The organism is Rhodocytophaga aerolata (assembly GCF_030503435.1).
In the GTDB taxonomy this organism is placed as follows: Bacteria; Bacteroidota; Bacteroidia; order Cytophagales; family 172606-1; genus Rhodocytophaga; species Rhodocytophaga aerolata.
This window is the reverse complement of sequence record NZ_JAUKPO010000037.1, coordinates 50,342-69,695: the sequence shown is the minus strand read 5'-3', so window position 1 is coordinate 69,695 and position 19,354 is coordinate 50,342. Positions and strand designations below refer to the sequence as shown.

Sequence of the window (19,354 nt, the reverse complement as noted above, 5' to 3'; positions counted from 1 at the left end):
TTCTCACCCTATTCTGGTGAAGTTATAAGTTGACAACACTTCCCCTTTTGTTTGCCAAAATCTATATAAAAATACAGGAAAATGATTATTGATTATATCCATGTATGGAAGGCTTGTCTTTCTCCTCGCTTTAGATGATGAGTTAACAGAAAGGGGTATATTTTATTACTGCTATTACCGGGAAATACTTGTCAAGGGAACTATGTGGAAAATACGGGGATACTGACCCGGGGTCTACAGAAATAGTTGACCCAGGCTATACGCACTAAACTGACCCACCTAAAAGAGTAGCATAGGAAACTTAAATGCTATAGGTTACGGGCAAAACTGACCCAGATAATCTATGGCCAACCGAAGAAAACCTATGCCCCTGATTAAACAACTTGTTCAGCTTAAACAGTCGGGCTACTCGATCCGGGAGATGAGTAAACGGCTGGCAATCTCCCGCAATACGGTAAGAGGCTACTTACGACAGCTGGAAAAACAAGCCTTGGACTGGCAGCAACTCCTGCAGCTTTCTGATGGGCAATTAGCTGCTCTAGCCAGCTTGCCTGCTAAACCGGCTACTCCTTCTCCGTATCAGCTCCTCAAGGAACGTTTCCCACAGATGGAGCAGGAATTAACCCAACCCGGGGTCAGCCGCTATCAGTTGTGGCTGGAATATAAGCAGCAGTTTCCGGATGGTTACCAGTATGTACAATTCTGTTATCACTACCGGCAGTGGAAGCTCAGCAAACAAGTCAGCCTGCGGCTAGAGCATAAAGCCGGAGACAAGTTATTTGTTGATTTTGCAGGCACGCCCCTGTATTTGGTAGATGCGCACAGCGGAGAACTACGGCCGGTCGCTGTATTTGTGGCTATTTTAGGCTGCAGCCAGCTGACTTTTGTCAGGGCAGTAATGAGCCAACGGATAGAAGACTTTCTCAATTGTCTTTCTCAAGCCTTCACCTATTTAGGTGGTGTACCGGCTGCTGTCGTACCCGATAACTTAAAAGCAGCGGTCATTAAGGCTGATCGTTATGAGCCACACCTGAATGAAAGCTTAGCTGACTTTGCCCTGCACTATCAAACTACTATCTTACCTGCCCGGGTGCGAAAACCCAAAGATAAGGCTCTCGTGGAAGGAGCCGTCGATATAGTGTACCACCGGGTATACGCCCCGTTGCGCAAGCAGGTGTTTCATTCTCTTGCAGACCTGAATGCAGCCATTGCTCAGCTGGTCGAAAAACATAACCAGACCTGCTTTCAAGGCAGAGACTATTCCCGCAGGCAATTGTTTGAAGAACGCGAGAAGCCATGCCTAAAGGCTTTACCTACTTCCCATTTTGAGCTCAAGCGCTACTATCAAGGGAAAGCGCAAAAAAATTCTCATGTACTGCTCTCAGAAGATAAACATTATTATTCTGTGCCCTTCCGCTATGTAGGTCTACCGGTTAAGCTGATCTATACAGCCACCACAGTAGAGATCTATTATCAATATGAACGCATTGCCTTGCACAGCCGCAGTCTTAGCAAATATGGTTATACAACCCAAAAAGAACATCTGCCCTCCCATCATCAATGGATCCTGAAGTGGAATCCGGAATACTTCCAGCAGTGGGCTAGCCGTATCGGAGAGCAGACTTTACTCGCCATTCAAGCTATACTTACCAGTCGACAGCATCCCGAGCAGAGTTATAAATCTTGCATCGGTGTGTTGAGTCTGGAAAAGAAAGTAGGCAAAGACCGTTTAGAAAAAGCCTGCCAGAGAGCCCTAGCCTTTGGTTCAGTCAGTTACAGGCTGATCCGCTCTATTCTTGACAAAGGCTTAGAGAATCTGCCGGAAAGCAGGCCTTTTATCCTGGCTACCCATCCACTAGTTGACCATGAAAATATCAGAGGCAAGCAAGCCTATCAATAATTAGCCTAATCCAACTTAATTACACCCTTATGAACAACCAAGCCACCCTTCAGCGCATGCAGCAACTCAAGTTGCAAGGCATGGCACAAGCCTTTGAGGCAATTTTGCATTTACCAGTTCAGCAGCATCCTGCCACAGACCAATTGCTGGCACAACTCTTAGATGCGGAATATGAGCATCGTCATCATCAGAAAACCAAAACGGCTATTCGCTCCGCCCGCTTCCGCTATCAAGCTTCCTTAGAAGAAGTACATTTCCTGCCTACCCGTAATCTGGATCAGGACCAATGGCTACGCCTAGCTGACTGCAGTTTTATCAAGCGCGCTGAGAACATATTCTTTACCGGAGCGGCTGGCTGTGGCAAAAGTTTTCTGGCTTCCGCTTTAGGTTATCAGGCTTGTCGCTTAGGCTATCGGGTTGCTTATTACCACTTGCCCAAACTACTTGAGAAATTGCATGTGGCCAAAGCGGATGCTTCCTATAGCCGGGAACTGGCCAAACTTGAAAAACAGCAGTTGTTAATTCTTGACGATTGGGGACTGCAGCCCCTTGATCAGCCGGGAAAGCTGGCACTACTGCAGATCATGGAGGACCGCCACGGAAAAGCGGCTACCATTATTACTTCTCAGTTACCGGTAAAAGCATGGTATGATTATATTGCAGACCCTACGCTGGCCGATGCTATTTTGGATAGGCTTTTGCACCAAGCTCACCGCTTTGAGTTAAAAGGAGATTCTTTACGCAAGAAAATAATGAACCAACCATAAATCTTTGTACTTTTATTCACCGCTCTGCTACTCTTAAAGGTGGGTGAGTTTGCTCCGTCCAACATGGGTCAGTTTCAACGTAATACCCAACTATGGCCTGAATGGATTCTTTCTACAATGGACTATTCTCTGCTGTCCTTGCTCAAGAATTGAATTGAACTTGGAAAATTTTATCAAACAGATCACTTTTGCGTAAAAAAAGCTTGTATCCGTATATGCCTTGCTCTTTTCTCTGCTCGAGCTCCACTAATCCGAACCAAAAAGCAAAGTGCTCCACAAAACGCCATTGGTAGACTCGCTCATACTCTATTTCCATTGAAGCGTACATGGGATGAGGAATCAATGGAGATATCATAGGAAAAGCTTTCAACAGCATATTTGTATAAAAGCTGCTTTCTTTCCATTCTTCTCCATACTTATGCAGCAAGTATAGCGAAAAGGCCCAGGCAAACTGTCCGGCCGTGGCATTTTCTACATAGTCCATGTAGGCCCAGTTAAATTGGGTAGTAAAATCGGTAAATACTTTAACAAATTGCTTGCTTCTATTCAGTTGAAGGCCCTTTTCTCCGGTTTTGGTCAAAGACAGCAAATTTTTTCTTTTCTTTACGTAGCCACCCAGCTGTAGGCAAACTTTCAATGCCCGGATAAAAGCCACGTTATCTTCAGAAATCTTTTTGGTGATGCCTCTTTCAATGTCCTCTTGCACCAGCATTTTGTCCTCATATAGCCTTTTACATGCCTCTATGGAAAGATTCCCCTTTGGGGTGAGCTTCAGATTGAGGTTGGTTTGTAGTTCCTTCCATAGCTTTTCCATGAGAACAAAGAAGGGGATTTTGTCCAGAACAGTTTCTTCATAGCTGCTTTTTAGACCGATAACTGAGTCGGTACTGAGGGGAGAATGGAGCAGGTGATGCATTTGCTCAGGAGATAAGCCTTCAAAATCAACATGAGGTGTTTGATTTCTTCTTTGATTGAAGGCTGCTAACTTGCCATTCAGCTCATCAAGTGACACTTTCCCGGCAGCTACCTCAGGATGTTGGGCAAGAAAGGCTTTCCATAGTTCTTCTGCTTGTCCCATAAGATCTAATGTAGGGCAATCTCTATCGTTGTTGCCAGTGAAAAGGTGCCTTATATCTGCTTCAAGTGCAGTTATTTGTTTTTATCCGCTGCTTTCAACTGCAGACGAATAGTCTCAATTTGCCCGATAGGTAGTTTAGTAATCTCACTAACTAGTTCATTATCTAAGCCTTTTTTGAGCATTTCTAGAGCAATTTCTATAGTTTTCTCTTCAGCTCCTTGCTCAGCACCTTGCTTGTAACGGAGATCTTGTTTTATGTCTAAAGTCAGTGCCATTTTTTGTTCCTGTTTTAAAATCAAGGGTTGTAAATTCCTTAACAAAGAAAGCATATCTAATTGCCTAACACTTCTTTGAAAATTTAAGTTGCTGTCTTGTAATGAACGTAATTTACTAAAAATTTCTTCAACTACCATTTCCGGGTCTACACCTCCAAAATTACATAAGATGGCAAGCAGTACTTCTTCTGGAATATTGGAATGAATGAATTCTTTGTAAGAGATGGATTGTAAGTCAATGAGCTGGAAATTATACTCAAAGGTCGGCATAGACAGCTTATTGGGCATGTTGACCGGATCATTTCCAATGTAAAAAACAATCTGCCTGAGTGGTAAGCGATAAATTTTATAGATCAAGCCGGCATACACAAACATACGGTCAGCAATAGACTTATCATTAGCTGTTTGGAATTCAATATGAAAGACAAGTGTCTTATTATCATTTGTAGTGATCTTCTCCACAAAATCAGCTTCCCTTTCAATCGTATAGTGCAGTTCAGGGTATAAGACTTCTCCTTTAATAGGGTCAATGTGAGTAGTTTTCCTAATTAGTTGGAGAACTACCTTTTCTAAGTTTTCTTTGATGATCTTATCGTACTCTTGCGCCATTCGTTCATTTATTTCCTTCAAAGGTATCACTTTTAGCAGTATGTATGCTCAATATCATCCCTTCATATAGATAGAAAGATGTTAAGGTAAACTAAAACCTAAGAATCATTAACATCTAGGGCAAGTGCCTGGTGTTGTCACACAAACTATTTATAAATCAACGCAATAGCATTCCACGTGAAACTTTTCTGATAGTTTTACTGACTCAACAAAACATGTAAAACGATGAAAATAGGATATGCCAGAGTCAGTACAGAAGAGCAGAACCTGGATCTGCAACTCGATGCACTCACAAAAGCAGGCTGTGAAAAAATCTATCAGGAGAAAGTAAGCGGGATGAAAACCTACAGAGTAGAACTGAGTAAATTACTAGCTCATCTGCGGGCAGGAGATGTGTTGGTCATCTGGAAACTGGATCGATTGGGCAGATCTCTGCAACATTTAGTAGAACTAACCCACGAATTGCTTGAGAAAGAAATAGGTTTACAAAGCCTTTCAGATCCCATTGATACCACTACTGCCCAAGGCAGATTAGTATTCAACATCTTTGCTTCCTTAGCTCAGTTTGAAAGGGATTTGATCAGAGAACGCACCATGGCAGGATTAGCTAGTGCCAGGGCTCGAGGTAGATTGGGCGGCAGGAAGAAAGGCTTGTCAGCAAAGGCACAAAAGACAGCTTTGATCGCAGAAGCCCTTTACAAGCAGAAACAACTGCCTGTCATGGACCTTTGTAAGCAGCTTTCCATTAGCAAACCTACCCTATACCGCTATTTAAGATCAAGAGGTGTAGAAATTAGATAGAGAAGAGTATGGGTATAATCTACCAGCAGGATATTGTTTCCATATCCTGCTGGTAGATTGATTGTAGTTACAAATTCTACCCCTTTGCTGAAACTGGTTAGCAAAGGAACAGGCTATATAAAGAATAAACTTTTTCTTCATAAAGCCTGCCCCACAAAACAGGATGTCTTACATTGCTAGAAGTGTAATAGCCACTATTTAATTTACCATATAATATCAGACAAAGACAGACACGGATCCACAAGCGGTCTTTTCTCCATCGATGCATAGGCCTGCTCTTCAAGTCACCAGTTCAACAGTTAGGCTATTGATCGTTTTTTGGGCTACTCCTGCCGCAGAGCTTTTACCGGATTGGCCAATGCTGCTTTTATACTGTGAACACTAATTGTTAGCAAGGCTACAAGCAGGGCGGCGGCACCCACCCCTGCAAACACCCAGCCACTAATGGCTATCTGATAAGGAAAGTTTGCCAGCCACTCCTGCATCAGCCACCAGGCTACAGGGATGGCAATGGAAAGCGAAATAAGCACTAGCTTTACAAATTCTTTTGAAAGCACGAGTATGATACTACTTACATTAGCCCCCAGCACTTTGCGGATGCCAATTTCTTTGGTGCGCTGCTCGATGACCAGCAAGGCTATGGCAAATAATCCTGCGCAGGAGAGCAACACGGCTATGCCTGAAGCTAAAGTTAACAGGTGAGAAAACCGCTTCTGGTCTTCATACATTGCATCCACATTTTCGTCTACAAATGAGCCAAGAAACTCTGTTCCGGGTGCAGCTTGTTTCCAGGCTCCTTGTAGGCGGCTTATGGCTCCTTGCAAACTTTGGGGTGTTATCCGCACAAAAATATAATTGATCGGTTCATGATGAGACATATGCATGGTTATCGGGTGTAGTTTACTTGTTGCCCCATACAAATGGAAATCTGCAATTACTCCAATCACTTCATTGCCCTTCGCTTCCGGATTATTATCATCTCTGATAATTTTACCTACCGGTTCCCCTTCACCGAGCATATCGGCCATACTTTGGGTAATAATTACCCGGTTCACAGAATCTGTCGGGATAGCCGGATTAAACTCCCGGCCTGCTAGCAGGGGAATACTTAGGGTTTTCAGGTAATTGTAATCCACCAGCAACCAGTCGGTAGACACTTCCCGGCCATTGTAGGTAAAGCTGAAAGCTGATCTTGAACTGACCCCATCCTTCCCATAACCCAGGTTTACATCGCTACCGGTTATGGATATTACCGTTGGGTCACCGGCCAGCCTATTACGTAAACGTGCAAGTACCTGCCGGCCATCGGCTTTGTTTCCCACCGGTATACTAATCACCTGCTCTTTTTCAAATCCCGTAGGCATACTACGCAGATACTGCTCCTGTTGCAGGGCTATTACCGTGCAGCAAGCCAGTAAGGCAGACATCGCAAATTGCATGACAATGAGTGAGTTTCGCAAAATGCCGGGGCGTTTCAGTGATACTTTTCCCTTGAGCACCTCCACCGGATTAAACTTTGACATAAAAAGAGCAGGATATCCCCCGGCTATCAAAGCTACCCCTACAAAAAGTGTCAGCAGCAACAGGATTACACCTGGTTGCCACATATACTGCAAGGTTAAGTGAGCCCCAAAAAAGGTATTGAACCCTGGTGTAAGCACATAGGTAAGCAACAATCCGGCTATAAAACCTGCTAGGCAAAGCAATATGGCTTCTCCCCATATCTGCACAAACAATTGCCCTTTGCGTGCACCTAGCGTTTTGCGCACCCCTACTTCTCTGGCACGGGTAAAGCAGCGGGCCATACTTAAATTAGTAAAGTTAAAGCAGGCAATCAGCAGTATCACAAAGGCAAGGCATACCAACTGATAGAGAGAAGCTTTATTTCCAGTGGGACCAAAATGGACATCAGAAAGATTGACTAGGCGGATAGCAAATAGATCTCCCGCTTTGTCTGGCCTCGCTCCTTTATTTTTCAAACGGCTAAATTCTTCGGCCAGATATTGATCTGCAAATGGTTTAAGTTTATTTTCAAATGCAGCTTTATCTACCCCTGGTGCCAGTTTAATATAGGTCTGCATAAAGAAGGCATCCCACTGGTTTTGTGTAGATAAGTAATTTCCGGCATTTTCAATACGGATTACCGCATCGTAGCGGAGGGTAGAGTTCTCTGGTGGGTCAGCAATGACACCACTTACCATGTATCCCTTCTGCTTGCCTTCGCTTCCCAGCTGCAGCACTTTGCCTATAGGGTCTTCTTTCCCAAATATCACACCGGCCAGCTTTTCGCTAATGATAATACTGCTCAGATCACGCAAGGCATTTTCCGGATGCCCTTTTAGCATCGGAAAGGAAAATAATCTGAGAAAATCCGGGTCTGTTAATACTACATTTTTATCCACACGCTTTCCCTTATAGGAAATGGAGCTGTGTCCGCTATACAGTACTCTGGTGGCACCTTGTACTTCTGGATAGCTTGCTTTCAAAGCAGGGGTCAACGGCATGGGCATATTATCCGACCAGTTTGCCCCTTCAGGCTCATTTTTAAAAAAGTAGGTCTGAAAAATGCGGTCTTTGCCCTGGTGAAAAGAGTCAAAGGAGAGCTGAAAGTGAACCGTCAGAAACAGAAATGTGCAGATGCAGAAGGCGACAGAGAGCCCTGCAATATTCAACGATGTATAGCCTTTGCTGCGCCAAAGGGTGCGCAAGGCAATGGTGAGGTAGCTTTGGAACATAGATACATGAAGTAAAGGTGAGGAAGAATAAGTGGAAGAGGTACATTTCATAGCAAAAGGACGGATAAAGCCAAGCACATCCCAGACATAGCGCAGGCGGGCCCGCTTTTCTCCTACCCTTTCTAGCTGGTAATAAAATTCTTCGTGCAAATCTCCCTGCAGTTCTTCCAGCAGATGAGGAGCACAAAACCATTCGAGAAGTTTGTCGGCCAGGCGCGGGGGTTGGGGTTTGGAGGCTTGGGCAGGCTTTTTCATAGACTTGTGAGCGGTTTAAGCGGACGGGGAAGTAGTTGTAAAAATTGGGAACGCACGGCTTGTATATCCAGTAAGGTTTGCTCTCCATAGGCGGTAATGGTAAAGAGTCGTTTGCGTCTGCCGCCACGCTCGGCAGTTGATTCTCCCATTTTGGAGTACACCATGCCTTTTTCTTCCAGCCGGTGCAAAGCAGCATGCACCTGATTAAGGCGCACACTGCGGCCGGTTTGCTCTATAATTTCGTGGGTAATCGCTACCCCATAGGCATTACCTTCTAATAAGATCACTGTTAGCAACACTATTTCTTCAAACTCTCCTAAGTAGGTGCGCTTCATGGGTTTTGAATTAAATCTATTTTTGCTGAGCAAATGCTATGCCAGTTGAAGAAATAGGGTTTTTCATGCAGAAATGGGCAATTTACAAATTCTATGCATAGAATCAGGTGTGCGGAAACGGACATTCAATGTCCGGTTTTGGTAAATGAAAGCTGTAGATATCATGTAGGAGAAGTTAAAATAATCTCCCCTTTCGCTTTACTCTAAATTATGATAGTTTTCTTCTTTCTCCCTATCCGAAAAACAGTGGCCTGACATGACCATATACACAGCTTATATGTTTTTGATATTAGATTTAAGAAATTCAAAGAAACTTAGTTTCCTATATCTACACGTTTGCTGGATACTTAGAAGAATAAGGTAATCATTGATGCCTTTCTCTGTGTGAAGTCCACCTGTATAGTTTCTATGGATGGCAAATGGTTTGATAGCTACTTCTGCATTGTTGTTATTCCAGGGCACGCCATCATAGTTCAAAAAAACAAATAGCTTTTCCCGATACTTTTTAAATTTTTTATAGTAGGCTCGTGCAATTTCTGTTTCAAAGTCTTTTGTGAAAATATTATCAAAAAAGCGATTAGCTTCCTTAACGTGCTTATATAAATGTCTCCTCTTCAAGCCGTATTTATTAATGGTATCTATGATATTTCTTAGAAGTAGTGTAAAGTGTTTGATTATAAACTTAAACTCCTCATTAAATGGGTTCTTTAACAGATCATCATTTAAATCTCTTATTAAGTGAATCAAACATTTTTGCTGAGCACATTCTAAAGAATCATATCCTGCATAGAAATCTGAAACCACTACCCCTTTAAAATCTTGGAGAAAATCCTTCAAGAAACCAGCTTCTCTATTTTTTCTAAATAAGTAAAACACGCTATCCATCGTCGCAAAAACCCATACGTAGCATTTGGCTTCAAATTCTTTAATGTTGATTGGACTCTCATCAATGTGTAGTAAACTTCCTGCTAGGATAGATTTTTTGATGTTCTGATAGGTCTCCATATATTCTTTAGCGATGATTGAATTGAAAATAGCTGTTTCATTCTCGGGTAAATGAATGTCGAATTGTTCTTTGATGGAGTTCGCTATGTTTCTAAAACTGATATTATAAGATATATTCTGGTTTACACTCCAAATCATCAAATTTCTTCCATACTTAGGAATTTTATTAAAATTATTAATATTAAAAACTTTACAACAAGCTGCACATCTAATGCGGCCTTTGTTGAAAGAAATTATCCATCTTTTTATACCACTGCTATTGATTTTTAAATCAAATATAATTTTTGCTTTGTCATCGTGCTTGTATACTTTTTTGTGACCACAGAAATAGCATTTGTCTGGTTTGGGGAAAATTATTATTTGATTAGGTTTTTGAGCTTTACTACGAGAACTTTTCTTTTTTATAGCTTTTAAGATTGTATTGGTTTTAAAATATACCTTGTCGCGTTGGTAGTTGAAATAAGCAAAATGATTAATCTCTTTCCATTCTGGAATAATATATTCTGGATCACCAAACTTATAGGTACTCTGAGTTTTTAGAGAAGACACCTTTGTAATAAACTCATTTCTTTCAATCTGGCTGAGCCAATCCTTAATTACTATCAAAGCCTTGCAATCATCCATATTGTAGCGAATTAAAGCTTCTTTGATGTTATTTCTTTTCTCTATTTGCCACTGCTTATACAAAAAAATAGTTTTGTAGCCTGTTATGTCTTTATCTTGCCATTCAAAGCCTAAAAAATTTGCTATTTCTTTAAGTGAATTAGTGTAAGTTGGAGGGTAAACATTTTCAGAAAATTCTTTTAGTAGATTTATGGATTTTTGGATAATTGACTCTATCAACTGCCGGTATCCAGCCTGCTCAATTTTTGTAATCACATATTTTAGCACCGTTATCTCAAAACTACTAAAATGATAAAAAGGACAATCTGCATAATAAATTATAATATCAAGAAATTCTATAAAGTTATGCATAGAGGTATCCTCAGCCCAAAAGGAAAACTTCCTTAAACTATTCTTGTCTTTAATAATTAAACCTATCAGGTAGTAGTTCTTACTATCGGGTATTCCCTCTATATCAAAATATAGTTCTGTTTCTACCTCTTTTAGTAAAGGAGGATTAATAACATAAGTCTTCTGTTCTCGAAGGGCAAGAGCTTTCAGCTCAGGTAAGAACCTTTTCTTAAAATACAGTTTCTTCTTAGGACTAAAGGTGTATGAAAGCTGGGTTATTGAAAAAACTCCTTTAATTTTTTTCTTAGCAATTTCTTTCGGCTTTAATCCACTTATTAAGGAAAGATCATCTTTTTCTTGTAGTTCTTTCCTGCAAATCTTCTGAAAACAACAAATTGTACAGTGTGATTTCCATTGCGGTTTGGTGATAAGTTCTCCAACAGATAATTTATTTAATTGTAATAAAACTTTTTTACCTTGTTGAGTCTGAGAGGTAATCTGGATTTTGTAAGTTTTAACTGTTTCACCTTTTATAAAGAGAACATATTTAATTTTCGTTTTTTTATTTTGGGCATTAAAAATCAATGCTTTGACTACGGCACGTAATTTATCTTCTTGAGTTGGATTCTCTGTGATAAGAGGGTAAATAGGAATCAGTTCTTTGAGCTTTGTGTAGGCAAGATCAAAATGTAAATGATATGTAGAATCCCCATAGCAAATATCTACTAAGTAATTCTGAGCCTGTTTCACTGTGATCTGATCAAAATGAGTATTCTCACAGTATATAAATTGAGTACCATCTTTTTGGTATAACTCAATAAAGCGCCTTTTGTAATGCTTTTTTAATTGTTTCTGCACTACATCAAAATCATCAAATAGGAACTCTGACAATACTTTTTTAATCAAAAATCCTTTATGTTCGCATGCAATAAAAGCATCTATTAAATGATCATCAATCATGTGACGTAAAATGCTATAGTTAGTTAGTTTACATACTTTGAAATACTAGTCTTTATGAGTTCTCCTAAAGATAGAACTGGATGAAGGAAGAGAAAATCCATTTTTGATCTAAAGGTAGGCTAACGATTATGGTTATCATGGTGGAGAAATTAATTTATTTCATCAGCCAATAAATGGATTTTGTAATCATGTCCATTTTTTATTAAAATATGAACATGATTAGTAGGACTTAGTAACAAATGAACATATATTTGCATCATGTCCATTTTTATAGAAAATATTGAACATGACGAATCAGCCTTATGACCGCACTAAACCCCATAACCAATTACCTCTGCTACCTCCTGCTGATTCAATAGTGCTTGATCCTGAGATTCTATTAAAGTGGGGCTATGCGAGCCGGGCATTAGCTGAATTGAACAGGAATATCCTTAGGTTGCCCAATCCGACGATGTTGATCAATACGATCTCTTTACAAGAGGCTAAAAGCTCTTCAGCCATTGAAAATATATTTACAACTGACGATGAATTATATAAAGCAACCGCTGACATCCATCGGGAAGAAACTGCAAGCCCCGCTATCAAAGAGGTACTCAGATACCGGGAAGCTTTATGGACAGGCCACAAGATTGTTTCCCAAAGTGGTGAAATTGACTTAGATACAATCATCCAAATTTATCAGAAAATCAAAAACAGTACCCAGAAAATAAGACCTCCACAATCACTAGTGGTAATCAAAAGAGGCAATAGTGAACATCGGCCGGGAGAAGTGATCTATACCCCACCTAGAGGCGTGGGAATCTTAGAAGAAAAACTTAAGAACCTGATTGAGTATTTGAATGATAATCAAGCCTACCCGACGGATCCACTCTTGAAAATGACTATTGCGCATTATCAATTCGAGGCGATCCATCCCTTTACAGATGGTAATGGAAGAACAGGAAGAGTACTAAACCTGTTATATCTGGTCAATCAACGGTTGCTTTCACACCCGGTATTGTACCTGAGTAAATACATCATTGATCATAAGGATGAATATTATTATAATCTGCAGGCAGTTACTCAAATGGGTGCCTGGAAAAAATGGATTCTTTATATGCTCACAGCTGTAGAGCAGACAGCTATGAACACAAATCGCATGATAGATGAGATTTTGGAACAAATGAGCACAACGCTTGATTATGGAAAAAAGCAATTAAACTGGTATAATAAAGAGGTCAATGAAGCAATTTTTACTCAACCTTATATTAAGCCTAGAATCATTGGAGAAATCCTCTCCATTTCCAGCCGGACAACCCTAACAAAATATATGGCTCAACTAGCCCAATTAGGGATAGTTTCTCCAAAAGAAGACTGGAAACAGGTATATTACTTGAATAATGATTTGATCCGGATACTGGAGGGATAACATCCAATGGTTAGCAAGTAAAATAGAATTTCAAATTAAATTAACTACCCCTTTGGGGTAACTCAACAGTAAAGCGACTGAGCCTTGATTTGAGTATGTTTTTCTTTTTGCTATCTGTACGAAAAACAGGGGGCCTGACAACTCTTTGAGACCATACAAGTTTATAAACTCTTCCAGGGGTTTGTTGTCGGTATTTGTAATGGTTATCCGATCAGCCGTATTATGCATATAGACAATTTCAATAGCTCCATTGCGGTAGTACCGTTTGGGACAGCCCGCAGCTCTTTTATCATCAATGATACTCTTTTTTTCAACTGCTCCCAGGATCTTCACAACCACTTGTGGATTTCTACCAATACTACCAACAAGCCTTGTTATAGAAGTGATCGTTGTTACAGAATACCCCAACCTGCTTATGATACATTTATTTTTAAATTATTCACATACGAGGAACCTCCCTTTACACCCTGCGCCAGTTGGCCGATAGAGGTTTGCTGAAAAGTATGTAACATGGAGTTGCGTATCTCTGCATATTGATCGTGCATCGGGCAAGGATGTTTGGATGAGCAATTTTTCAAGCCCAATCCACATTCCCGGAATACCGATAGTCCATCAATGGCATTTACTATATTTATAATTGGTTCTTCTAACTGGGATTGTTCGATATAAAAACCTCCATAAGGCCCTTTCAGCGAAGTAATGATCCGGTGTTTATTTAAAATTTGCAGAATTTTGGCGGTAAAAGCCTCAGGTGCTTCTATTTCCCTGGCTATTTGTTTTACATTCAGCTTTATGCCTTCTTTTGCCTGAGAAGCTACAAAAATAGCAGCCCTTAATCCGTATTTACATGCTTTTGAAATCATACCATACTCTTTAACAATACACTCTCTTGTCTAGGTATCTATTTACTAGTCCAGAACTCATCCGGATAATTATCCGGATTCGGAACTGCATGAGACTGTTCCAACGCTGCACCAATACGCTTGAGTTCCCCTTCATTTAGCACCTTTTCCAGGTGAGGAAATAATTCCCTTTCTTCAAACCGGATGTGGGCTTCCACCAGATCTGCCAGCCCGGCAAGAAGTCTATGGTCTGCTGTATTATCTGCATCCGTTATTTGTTTCATCAGCCCTCTGATTTGCTCATGCTGTTCTAATGCTTTTCTACATGCATCGTCATTCACCTTCAGAAATATATATATATCTTCTTCCTCAAAATGATTATGAAGATGGGTATGCCAATAATAGCTTACATAGTTTTTAATCCTTTCAGCCGCTACATTTTTCTTGATGCCCTGCCTGATTTTCCAGCAAAATAACAAGCCAAAATGATGGTCACGGGAGAGAATTACAATGTTTACATTCCGTTTAATTGGTTTTGTAGCCATAAGATGATCCTAATTAATTTATACATTGGATGCGGGAAAAAAGCAACCCCATGCAGAAGCCTATACTAACGTTTCTTGATTTACACAATTGTAATTTTATTCTCTCCTCGTTGATTATTCATCCGGCGTTGAAAGGTAGTGGCCATAATCAAGCCTCTTCTTTTGGCATCCTGGGCCATAGGACCTTCAAAATGTGAATCCACCGTCTGATTAAACAGGCTTAACCACCTCTCAAAATGCACTGCTGTTACTGGCATGGTGGCATGTTTGGCAAACGGATTGCCCACATATCCTTTCACCCCGAATAGTGCCGCATTCCAGAACGTGTACATTTTTTCCAGATGCGGTACCCAGTAGGTAGAAAGCCGGTAGTTGAAAATGGGTGCCAGTAGCTCGTCTTTGGCCACTTTGCCGTAAAAATCATCCACCATCAGCTTAATATCCTCCAGTCCCTGTATATCGTGTTTTGTGTTCATGTTAATTGGGAATGCTGCCTGACATAATGTGATAATAAATAGCCCAGCCGATAAAAGCAACAATTAATACCCACAGCCAGCTGGGAATATGACGGGGCGTTTCACTTCCGTCAATAATAAATTTCTTTTGATCCCCTTTGCTATAGGCATTGACCATCAGAGGTACTATACCATCCACCGTATCATTCTCCTGCAACCCTTCCACTTCTATGGCAGGCCCATTGCGGACTTTAAAAGGAATTACTTTAACTCCTTCCTTTCCCGACCACTCCTGGCTCACTATTTTTAACTGATGAAGGCCATCGAAAAGTTTCCTGGTATCGAGTTCGAATTTAACTGGCGTTTCAAACTGGGCAAAAGGCTGGGTTTCATCATCTATAAATAGTGTTACTTTACTTTTTGGTTCCATGTACCTTTATTTACTGATCAATAAATAATCGTTTTATATGTGTTTCTGAGGATTCACCTGGTTTAAGGAGCCATTTAATGGTATAAAATAAGGTCACCAAAACCAGTACTGCGGTTATTCCCACAATTACCCAATCCCAGTTACTTTCGGGGCCTGCGCCATGGGTGATTCCTTTCAGTATATTTGGCTGCTGCGCTTCACATGCCGGACAGGCTATACTCCACTTACTGATGAGTAGCAGGATAATGAGTAGGGCATATTTTTTCATCATAAGATTGTTTACTTGAGAGCGGTTAGCCTTTGTCTTATACAAAATTCATCTATTGAGGAACTTCTTTACCGATCAGTTCCATGATCTTTTTTACCTCTGCTGCTGTTACTTTCCTCGCCGAATTTCCCCAACTGGTTCGTTCATGATTCATGATGGCGGCCACTGCTTCCGGTAGTAGTTGATTGTTAATACCTACGGCAGGCATTACACCAAAAGCCGGGTTAGCATCATATCCCTGCATAATAATTTTTACAAACAATTCCGGGTTTTCATCCAGTACAATTTTGCTCTCTTTTAAAGCCGGAAAAGCGCCTTTTAATCCTTCTCCGTTTGGCTGATGGCATGCCTGACAATTGGAGCTGTACAAGGCTTGCCCGTCCGGAAGGGCTACTTCTTCAGGATTACCCACCATTTCTTTTACATCGGGTTTTTCGGCTTTATAGAGGAATGAGGGCTGAGGTGTGCCATCGGGCAAGGGCGTTTGCTTTAACGATTGCAGATAAGCAACCAGGTGTAAGGCTTCCTGGGATGCCACCAGGCTTCCACTACTCTTTTTCCTGAATTCATCCGGCACATGAATTACTATATCCTCTTTTCCAGGATTCTGTTTTTCAACAAACAACCAGGGATAAGCGGGCATAATAGATTGAGAAACTACGGCTCTGGGATTGTATAAATGCAGCAGATGCCAGTCGGAACTAGGCTGACGGTTACCAATATTGATCAGATCCGGGCCGGTACGTTCAGTTCCCATCAGGGTAGCTGTGTTGCGCCAGAAATCTGTCCGCTTAATATCGGCATAATCCGCAGAAATGCTGGGCCTTGATCCCCATAGTTTGTCCATATCCACATTTCTTACCTGCTGGGTATGACAGGCTACACATCCCTCAGCTATATAGATCATCTTCCCTTTGGCTGCTTCATCACTTAAGGCTACTGCTTGCGGCAGCGGCGCATTATTATTCTGATTGCTGATGGCAGGTAGTATAGCAACCGCCAGCGTTAGCCCCAGAAAAAGCAGGAGTGCCGCACCAAATAAATACTTATGATTATTGAAGAAATCCATATTTACATCGTTGAGGGTGAAGGTTGGGCATGTTTGTCATGATTCTCTCCTTCCATATATTCCAAAGCAAGGTCTTTAATATCAGGTGAGGTCTTTTTTGCAATCATCTTGTAGAGATTGAAAGCAAATATCAGGTGGGCAAACCACATCATACTTCCCCCTATTGCCCGCCATAGCCAGTAAGGGGCCATCAATACCACACTATCGATAAAGGGTTTTCCTTCCATCCAGCTTAACCCTTTTAAGGTTCCCCCGATCATGAGTGGAATATTATAGAACATAAGCCCGATAAGGGCAATCCAGAAATGAGCACCTACTAAAAGCTGAGGAGGTTCTTTGCCTGTTAGCCTGGGAACCATGGCATAAATACCTGCCCACATAAAAAAGGAGATAATGCCATACATGGTTATGTGTGAATGGGCAACGGTAAAGTCAGTAAAATGCCACAGCAGATTGGTGTAGCGGAAAGCTTCCACAGTTCCCTGTAGCGAGCCGGTAAAATAAAAGATAATGCCCACCAGAAAGAAGGGCAGGGTATAGCTATCCCGTAGTTTATTCCATCCGCCTCTGAAAGTGAGCAGGAAGTTGGCTGTGCCGGCCACCACCGGGATCACCATGCCCACACTTCCCACAATGGCCGTCGTTTGCAGCGACCAGGGGATAGAACTGAAAATAAAATGATGCGTGCCGATAACGGTATAAAACAGGATCTGTGCCCAGAAAGCCAGTATGCCTAAACTATAAGAATATATCGGGCGGTTGAGTTGCTGCGGCAGGAAATAATAAATGAGTCCGAGGGTAAAGAGCATAAACCACATACCCACTCCCTGGTGCATATAGTATCCCTGAATAATGGATTCTCCCAGGCCAATCTGCCAGTATGGTACATAGGCTATAATACTGATAACAATCACAAACATGGTGGCCGCAATGACATACCAGTTGGATACATATATCTCCTTGGTTTTACGGTGTGCCACAGTCAGGAAAAAATTCCTTAGAGTCAGAACTATGCCAATGGCGAATAACAGCATAACCGGCCAGATGTACTCTCTGAATTCACCGCCTCCATTGTTTATGCCTGCGGCCAGGAAAATGGTGCCCATCACAACGGATGCATTGATGAATAGTAAACTGAGCCAGCCGTGTTTAATGTTATTGATAGAAGTATTGCTCACCATAGGCACCACGTAATAGGCAAGCCCCAGCATAGCCAGAGAAGACCACCCCCAGAATACAGAATTGGTATGAATAGGGCGGAGCCTGCCAAAGCTCAACCAGCTCACTTGATCTACATCGGGTGCCACAAACTTAATTCCTAAATACTCTCCGATGGTGGTGCCGAATACAAGCCAGAAAGTAGCTGTTCCAATAAACCACAGGATCAATTTCGTGAGTCTGGGGTCAATAGCAGGCCTGGGAAGGGCTTTACGTTTGGGGGCTATAAATTGCGGACTTACATGTTCAATACTGGCAACCACAAGTCCTCTTGCGTCTTCGGGAGGTAATGTTCCTGATAGCTCATTCGCTTTGGTCCTGTATTCAAGGTTTTCCTTTCGCTTTTGAACTAAAGCCAATTGCTCTTCATCGAGTTCATTCAGATAGGCAGCAAAATTTCTGGCTTCCTGCTTAACGTCACTCTTTTCAATAGATCTAAATAGATTTTTGAGCTTAAAAACAAGGATGAGTATGCCAATAAGTAGCGGTAGCAAAAATAGCAAAATCATAATCATAATGCCTGGCTCTGAGATAGAAAAGCTTCCTTGTTCTGTTGCTTGCTGGGCAAACCCTTCGGATGTGATGGCAAAAAAGCTAGCCATTACCAGCAGGGTTAGTTTGTGATCAGAAATGAAAGCGGGCAGGGTTTTTCCTTTTGTCATGAGCGCTTATTTTATAAGTAGCATTTTGAATGGTTCATTTGCCTTGAGTGAGTGCAACTGGCCTTCTTTAAAAACAACAGATGTACCTTGCCGGGCATCAAAGGTTTCTCCTTCTAATGTAATAGTGGCTGTTCCTTCTTGAATAACCACCAGAACATCTGAATTGGCTTTGTGGGTTTTTAACTCCGCTCCCTGGGCAAATACATATAGCATGACTTTGCCTCCCACAGATTTAAGTAATGCCTGGCTGCTTATTCCATACTTGGGATACTCAAAATCTTCTGCGATACTATATCTGGTAATAGATGCTTTTCCCATAGCTGATTAATTTGTTTACATAGTTTTTTGAATGATGACCTTCCACACGACAGGCCCGGATTGCAGATATTTCCACTCAAAACGGTCACCGCGGTGGCTTTTCAATAAATGATAAAATGACTTTGTATGATGGTCATTTTTAACTATAAAAGATCCTCCGACTTTTAGGCTATCGAACTTCTCGAACAAGATCTTATGCTTGCTATGAGGCAATAAAATAGTTGCATCCAGAATAAATGAAGGTTCCATAGTTTCCGGGGTCTAGTTAATCAAATATACGAATAAAATCTAAAAAGGATAAGTTTATCCGAAATAGAAATTAAGATTAAGAATAAAAAACCCAGTCAGTATTACTTCTCACTATAGTAGACTGTATCGATCGCTTGTCAGCTTTTATGCTTATAGTTTTAGGCTTATAGAGACTCGCCTAGCACCTGTTAAATATCACCCAAACAATACCTGCAA

19 protein-coding genes are annotated in these 19,354 nt (G+C 41.3%); 4 read left to right on the top strand and 15 right to left on the bottom strand.

Features of this window, described 5'->3' with window-relative positions:
* The first annotated feature begins 343 nt into the window (after window positions 1–343).
* Window positions 344–1,900 (top strand): IS21 family transposase, encoded by a 1,557-nt coding sequence (gene istA / locus Q0590_RS31635; RefSeq protein WP_302041667.1) that lies wholly within the window; start codon window positions 344–346, stop codon window positions 1,898–1,900.
* Between the two features lie 29 nt (window positions 1,901–1,929).
* A complete protein-coding gene (istB, locus tag Q0590_RS31630; RefSeq protein WP_302041666.1) occupies window positions 1,930–2,667 on the top strand; it encodes an IS21-like element helper ATPase IstB in 738 nt (245 codons plus the stop codon).
* A gap of 142 nt (window positions 2,668–2,809) precedes the next feature.
* Here the strand turns inward: istB and Q0590_RS31625 are convergent, their stop codons facing one another.
* Both Q0590_RS31625 and Q0590_RS31620 read right to left on the bottom strand, forming a co-directional pair.
* The gene (locus Q0590_RS31625) at window positions 2,810–3,745 is read right to left on the bottom strand and encodes a hypothetical protein (RefSeq protein ID WP_302041665.1); all 936 of its coding nucleotides are present in this window, start codon (window positions 3,743–3,745) and stop codon (window positions 2,810–2,812) included.
* Window positions 3,746–3,816: 71 nt separating this feature from the next.
* Entirely contained in the window at window positions 3,817–4,650 is an 834-nt protein-coding gene (locus Q0590_RS31620) for an RpnC/YadD family protein (RefSeq protein ID WP_302041664.1), read from the bottom strand.
* A gap of 204 nt (window positions 4,651–4,854) precedes the next feature.
* Here Q0590_RS31620 and Q0590_RS31615 point away from each other — a divergent pair, with 204 nt between their 5' ends.
* The gene (locus Q0590_RS31615) at window positions 4,855–5,430 is read left to right on the top strand and encodes a recombinase family protein (RefSeq protein WP_302041663.1); all 576 of its coding nucleotides are present in this window, start codon (window positions 4,855–4,857) and stop codon (window positions 5,428–5,430) included.
* Window positions 5,431–5,753: 323 nt separating this feature from the next.
* On the opposite strand, the gene Q0590_RS31610 is transcribed toward Q0590_RS31615, so the two are convergent.
* From Q0590_RS31610 to Q0590_RS31600, 3 genes are all read right to left on the bottom strand, one after another.
* Complete coding sequence (locus Q0590_RS31610) at window positions 5,754–8,420, bottom strand: ABC transporter permease (RefSeq protein WP_302041662.1); 2,667 nt, start codon at window positions 8,418–8,420, stop codon at window positions 5,754–5,756.
* Window positions 8,417–8,755 carry a PadR family transcriptional regulator gene (locus Q0590_RS31605; protein WP_302041661.1) on the bottom strand — a complete coding sequence of 113 codons (339 nt, stop codon included), beginning with the start codon at window positions 8,753–8,755 and terminating at the stop codon, window positions 8,417–8,419. The genes Q0590_RS31610 and Q0590_RS31605 overlap by 4 nt, the downstream gene beginning before the upstream one ends.
* Window positions 8,756–9,028: 273 nt before the next feature.
* Window positions 9,029–11,674 (bottom strand): TM0106 family RecB-like putative nuclease, encoded by a 2,646-nt coding sequence (locus Q0590_RS31600; protein WP_302041660.1) that lies wholly within the window; start codon window positions 11,672–11,674, stop codon window positions 9,029–9,031.
* Between the two features lie 286 nt (window positions 11,675–11,960).
* Here Q0590_RS31600 and Q0590_RS31595 point away from each other — a divergent pair, with 286 nt between their 5' ends.
* Window positions 11,961–13,082 (top strand): Fic family protein, encoded by a 1,122-nt coding sequence (locus Q0590_RS31595; RefSeq protein ID WP_302041659.1) that lies wholly within the window; start codon window positions 11,961–11,963, stop codon window positions 13,080–13,082.
* Window positions 13,083–13,112: 30 nt separating this feature from the next.
* Here the strand turns inward: Q0590_RS31595 and Q0590_RS31590 are convergent, their stop codons facing one another.
* The 10 genes from Q0590_RS31590 to Q0590_RS31545 form a co-directional block, all read right to left on the bottom strand.
* On the bottom strand, window positions 13,113–13,415 hold the full coding sequence (locus tag Q0590_RS31590; protein ID WP_302041658.1) for a hypothetical protein: 303 nt from the start codon (window positions 13,413–13,415) through the stop codon (window positions 13,113–13,115).
* 80 nt (window positions 13,416–13,495) lie between these two features.
* Window positions 13,496–13,945, bottom strand: a complete 450-nt coding sequence (locus Q0590_RS31585; RefSeq protein ID WP_302041657.1) for an RrF2 family transcriptional regulator — start codon at window positions 13,943–13,945, stop codon at window positions 13,496–13,498.
* A gap of 38 nt (window positions 13,946–13,983) precedes the next feature.
* Entirely contained in the window at window positions 13,984–14,469 is a 486-nt protein-coding gene (locus tag Q0590_RS31580; protein ID WP_302041656.1) for a hemerythrin domain-containing protein, read from the bottom strand.
* An 80-nt stretch (window positions 14,470–14,549) separates the two neighbouring features.
* Complete coding sequence (locus tag Q0590_RS31575) at window positions 14,550–14,945, bottom strand: group III truncated hemoglobin (protein ID WP_302041655.1); 396 nt, start codon at window positions 14,943–14,945, stop codon at window positions 14,550–14,552.
* Between the two features lies 1 nt (window position 14,946).
* Complete coding sequence (locus Q0590_RS31570; RefSeq protein WP_302041654.1) at window positions 14,947–15,354, bottom strand: cytochrome C; 408 nt, start codon at window positions 15,352–15,354, stop codon at window positions 14,947–14,949.
* 10 nt (window positions 15,355–15,364) lie between these two features.
* Window positions 15,365–15,625 (bottom strand): hypothetical protein, encoded by a 261-nt coding sequence (locus Q0590_RS31565; RefSeq protein WP_302041653.1) that lies wholly within the window; start codon window positions 15,623–15,625, stop codon window positions 15,365–15,367.
* A gap of 49 nt (window positions 15,626–15,674) precedes the next feature.
* On the bottom strand, window positions 15,675–16,691 hold the full coding sequence (locus Q0590_RS31560) for a cbb3-type cytochrome c oxidase subunit II (protein ID WP_302041652.1): 1,017 nt from the start codon (window positions 16,689–16,691) through the stop codon (window positions 15,675–15,677).
* A gap of 2 nt (window positions 16,692–16,693) precedes the next feature.
* Complete coding sequence (locus Q0590_RS31555) at window positions 16,694–18,571, bottom strand: cbb3-type cytochrome c oxidase subunit I (RefSeq protein ID WP_302041651.1); 1,878 nt, start codon at window positions 18,569–18,571, stop codon at window positions 16,694–16,696.
* Window positions 18,572–18,577: 6 nt separating this feature from the next.
* Window positions 18,578–18,889, bottom strand: a complete 312-nt coding sequence (locus Q0590_RS31550) for a cupin domain-containing protein (RefSeq protein WP_302041650.1) — start codon at window positions 18,887–18,889, stop codon at window positions 18,578–18,580.
* A 15-nt stretch (window positions 18,890–18,904) separates the two neighbouring features.
* Window positions 18,905–19,138: a DUF2249 domain-containing protein gene (locus Q0590_RS31545; RefSeq protein ID WP_302041649.1), complete on the bottom strand. Its 234-nt coding sequence runs from the start codon at window positions 19,136–19,138 to the stop codon at window positions 18,905–18,907.
* Window positions 19,139–19,354 lie beyond the last annotated feature (216 nt).

What these genes read in the sequence shown, in the direction of transcription:
- Q0590_RS31615 (WP_302041663.1), top strand. Translation starts at nt 4,855, where the DNA reads ATGAAAATAGGATATGCCAGAGTCAGTACAGAAGAGCAGAACCTGGAT.
- Q0590_RS31585 (WP_302041657.1), bottom strand. Translation starts at nt 13,945, where the DNA reads ATGATTTCAAAAGCATGTAAATACGGATTAAGGGCTGCTATTTTTGTA.
- Q0590_RS31545 (WP_302041649.1), bottom strand. Translation starts at nt 19,138, where the DNA reads ATGGAACCTTCATTTATTCTGGATGCAACTATTTTATTGCCTCATAGC.
- Q0590_RS31595 (WP_302041659.1), top strand. Translation starts at nt 11,961, where the DNA reads ATGACGAATCAGCCTTATGACCGCACTAAACCCCATAACCAATTACCT.
- Q0590_RS31610 (WP_302041662.1), bottom strand. Translation starts at nt 8,420, where the DNA reads ATGAAAAAGCCTGCCCAAGCCTCCAAACCCCAACCCCCGCGCCTGGCC.
- Q0590_RS31605 (WP_302041661.1), bottom strand. Translation starts at nt 8,755, where the DNA reads ATGAAGCGCACCTACTTAGGAGAGTTTGAAGAAATAGTGTTGCTAACA.
- Q0590_RS31565 (WP_302041653.1), bottom strand. Translation starts at nt 15,625, where the DNA reads ATGATGAAAAAATATGCCCTACTCATTATCCTGCTACTCATCAGTAAG.
- Q0590_RS31575 (WP_302041655.1), bottom strand. Translation starts at nt 14,945, where the DNA reads ATGAACACAAAACACGATATACAGGGACTGGAGGATATTAAGCTGATG.
- Q0590_RS31580 (WP_302041656.1), bottom strand. Translation starts at nt 14,469, where the DNA reads ATGGCTACAAAACCAATTAAACGGAATGTAAACATTGTAATTCTCTCC.
- Q0590_RS31570 (WP_302041654.1), bottom strand. Translation starts at nt 15,354, where the DNA reads ATGGAACCAAAAAGTAAAGTAACACTATTTATAGATGATGAAACCCAG.
- Q0590_RS31560 (WP_302041652.1), bottom strand. Translation starts at nt 16,691, where the DNA reads ATGGATTTCTTCAATAATCATAAGTATTTATTTGGTGCGGCACTCCTG.
- istA (WP_302041667.1), top strand. Translation starts at nt 344, where the DNA reads ATGGCCAACCGAAGAAAACCTATGCCCCTGATTAAACAACTTGTTCAG.
- Q0590_RS31625 (WP_302041665.1), bottom strand. Translation starts at nt 3,745, where the DNA reads ATGGGACAAGCAGAAGAACTATGGAAAGCCTTTCTTGCCCAACATCCT.
- Q0590_RS31550 (WP_302041650.1), bottom strand. Translation starts at nt 18,889, where the DNA reads ATGGGAAAAGCATCTATTACCAGATATAGTATCGCAGAAGATTTTGAG.
- istB (WP_302041666.1), top strand. Translation starts at nt 1,930, where the DNA reads ATGAACAACCAAGCCACCCTTCAGCGCATGCAGCAACTCAAGTTGCAA.
- Q0590_RS31555 (WP_302041651.1), bottom strand. Translation starts at nt 18,571, where the DNA reads ATGACAAAAGGAAAAACCCTGCCCGCTTTCATTTCTGATCACAAACTA.
- Q0590_RS31600 (WP_302041660.1), bottom strand. Translation starts at nt 11,674, where the DNA reads ATGATTGATGATCATTTAATAGATGCTTTTATTGCATGCGAACATAAA.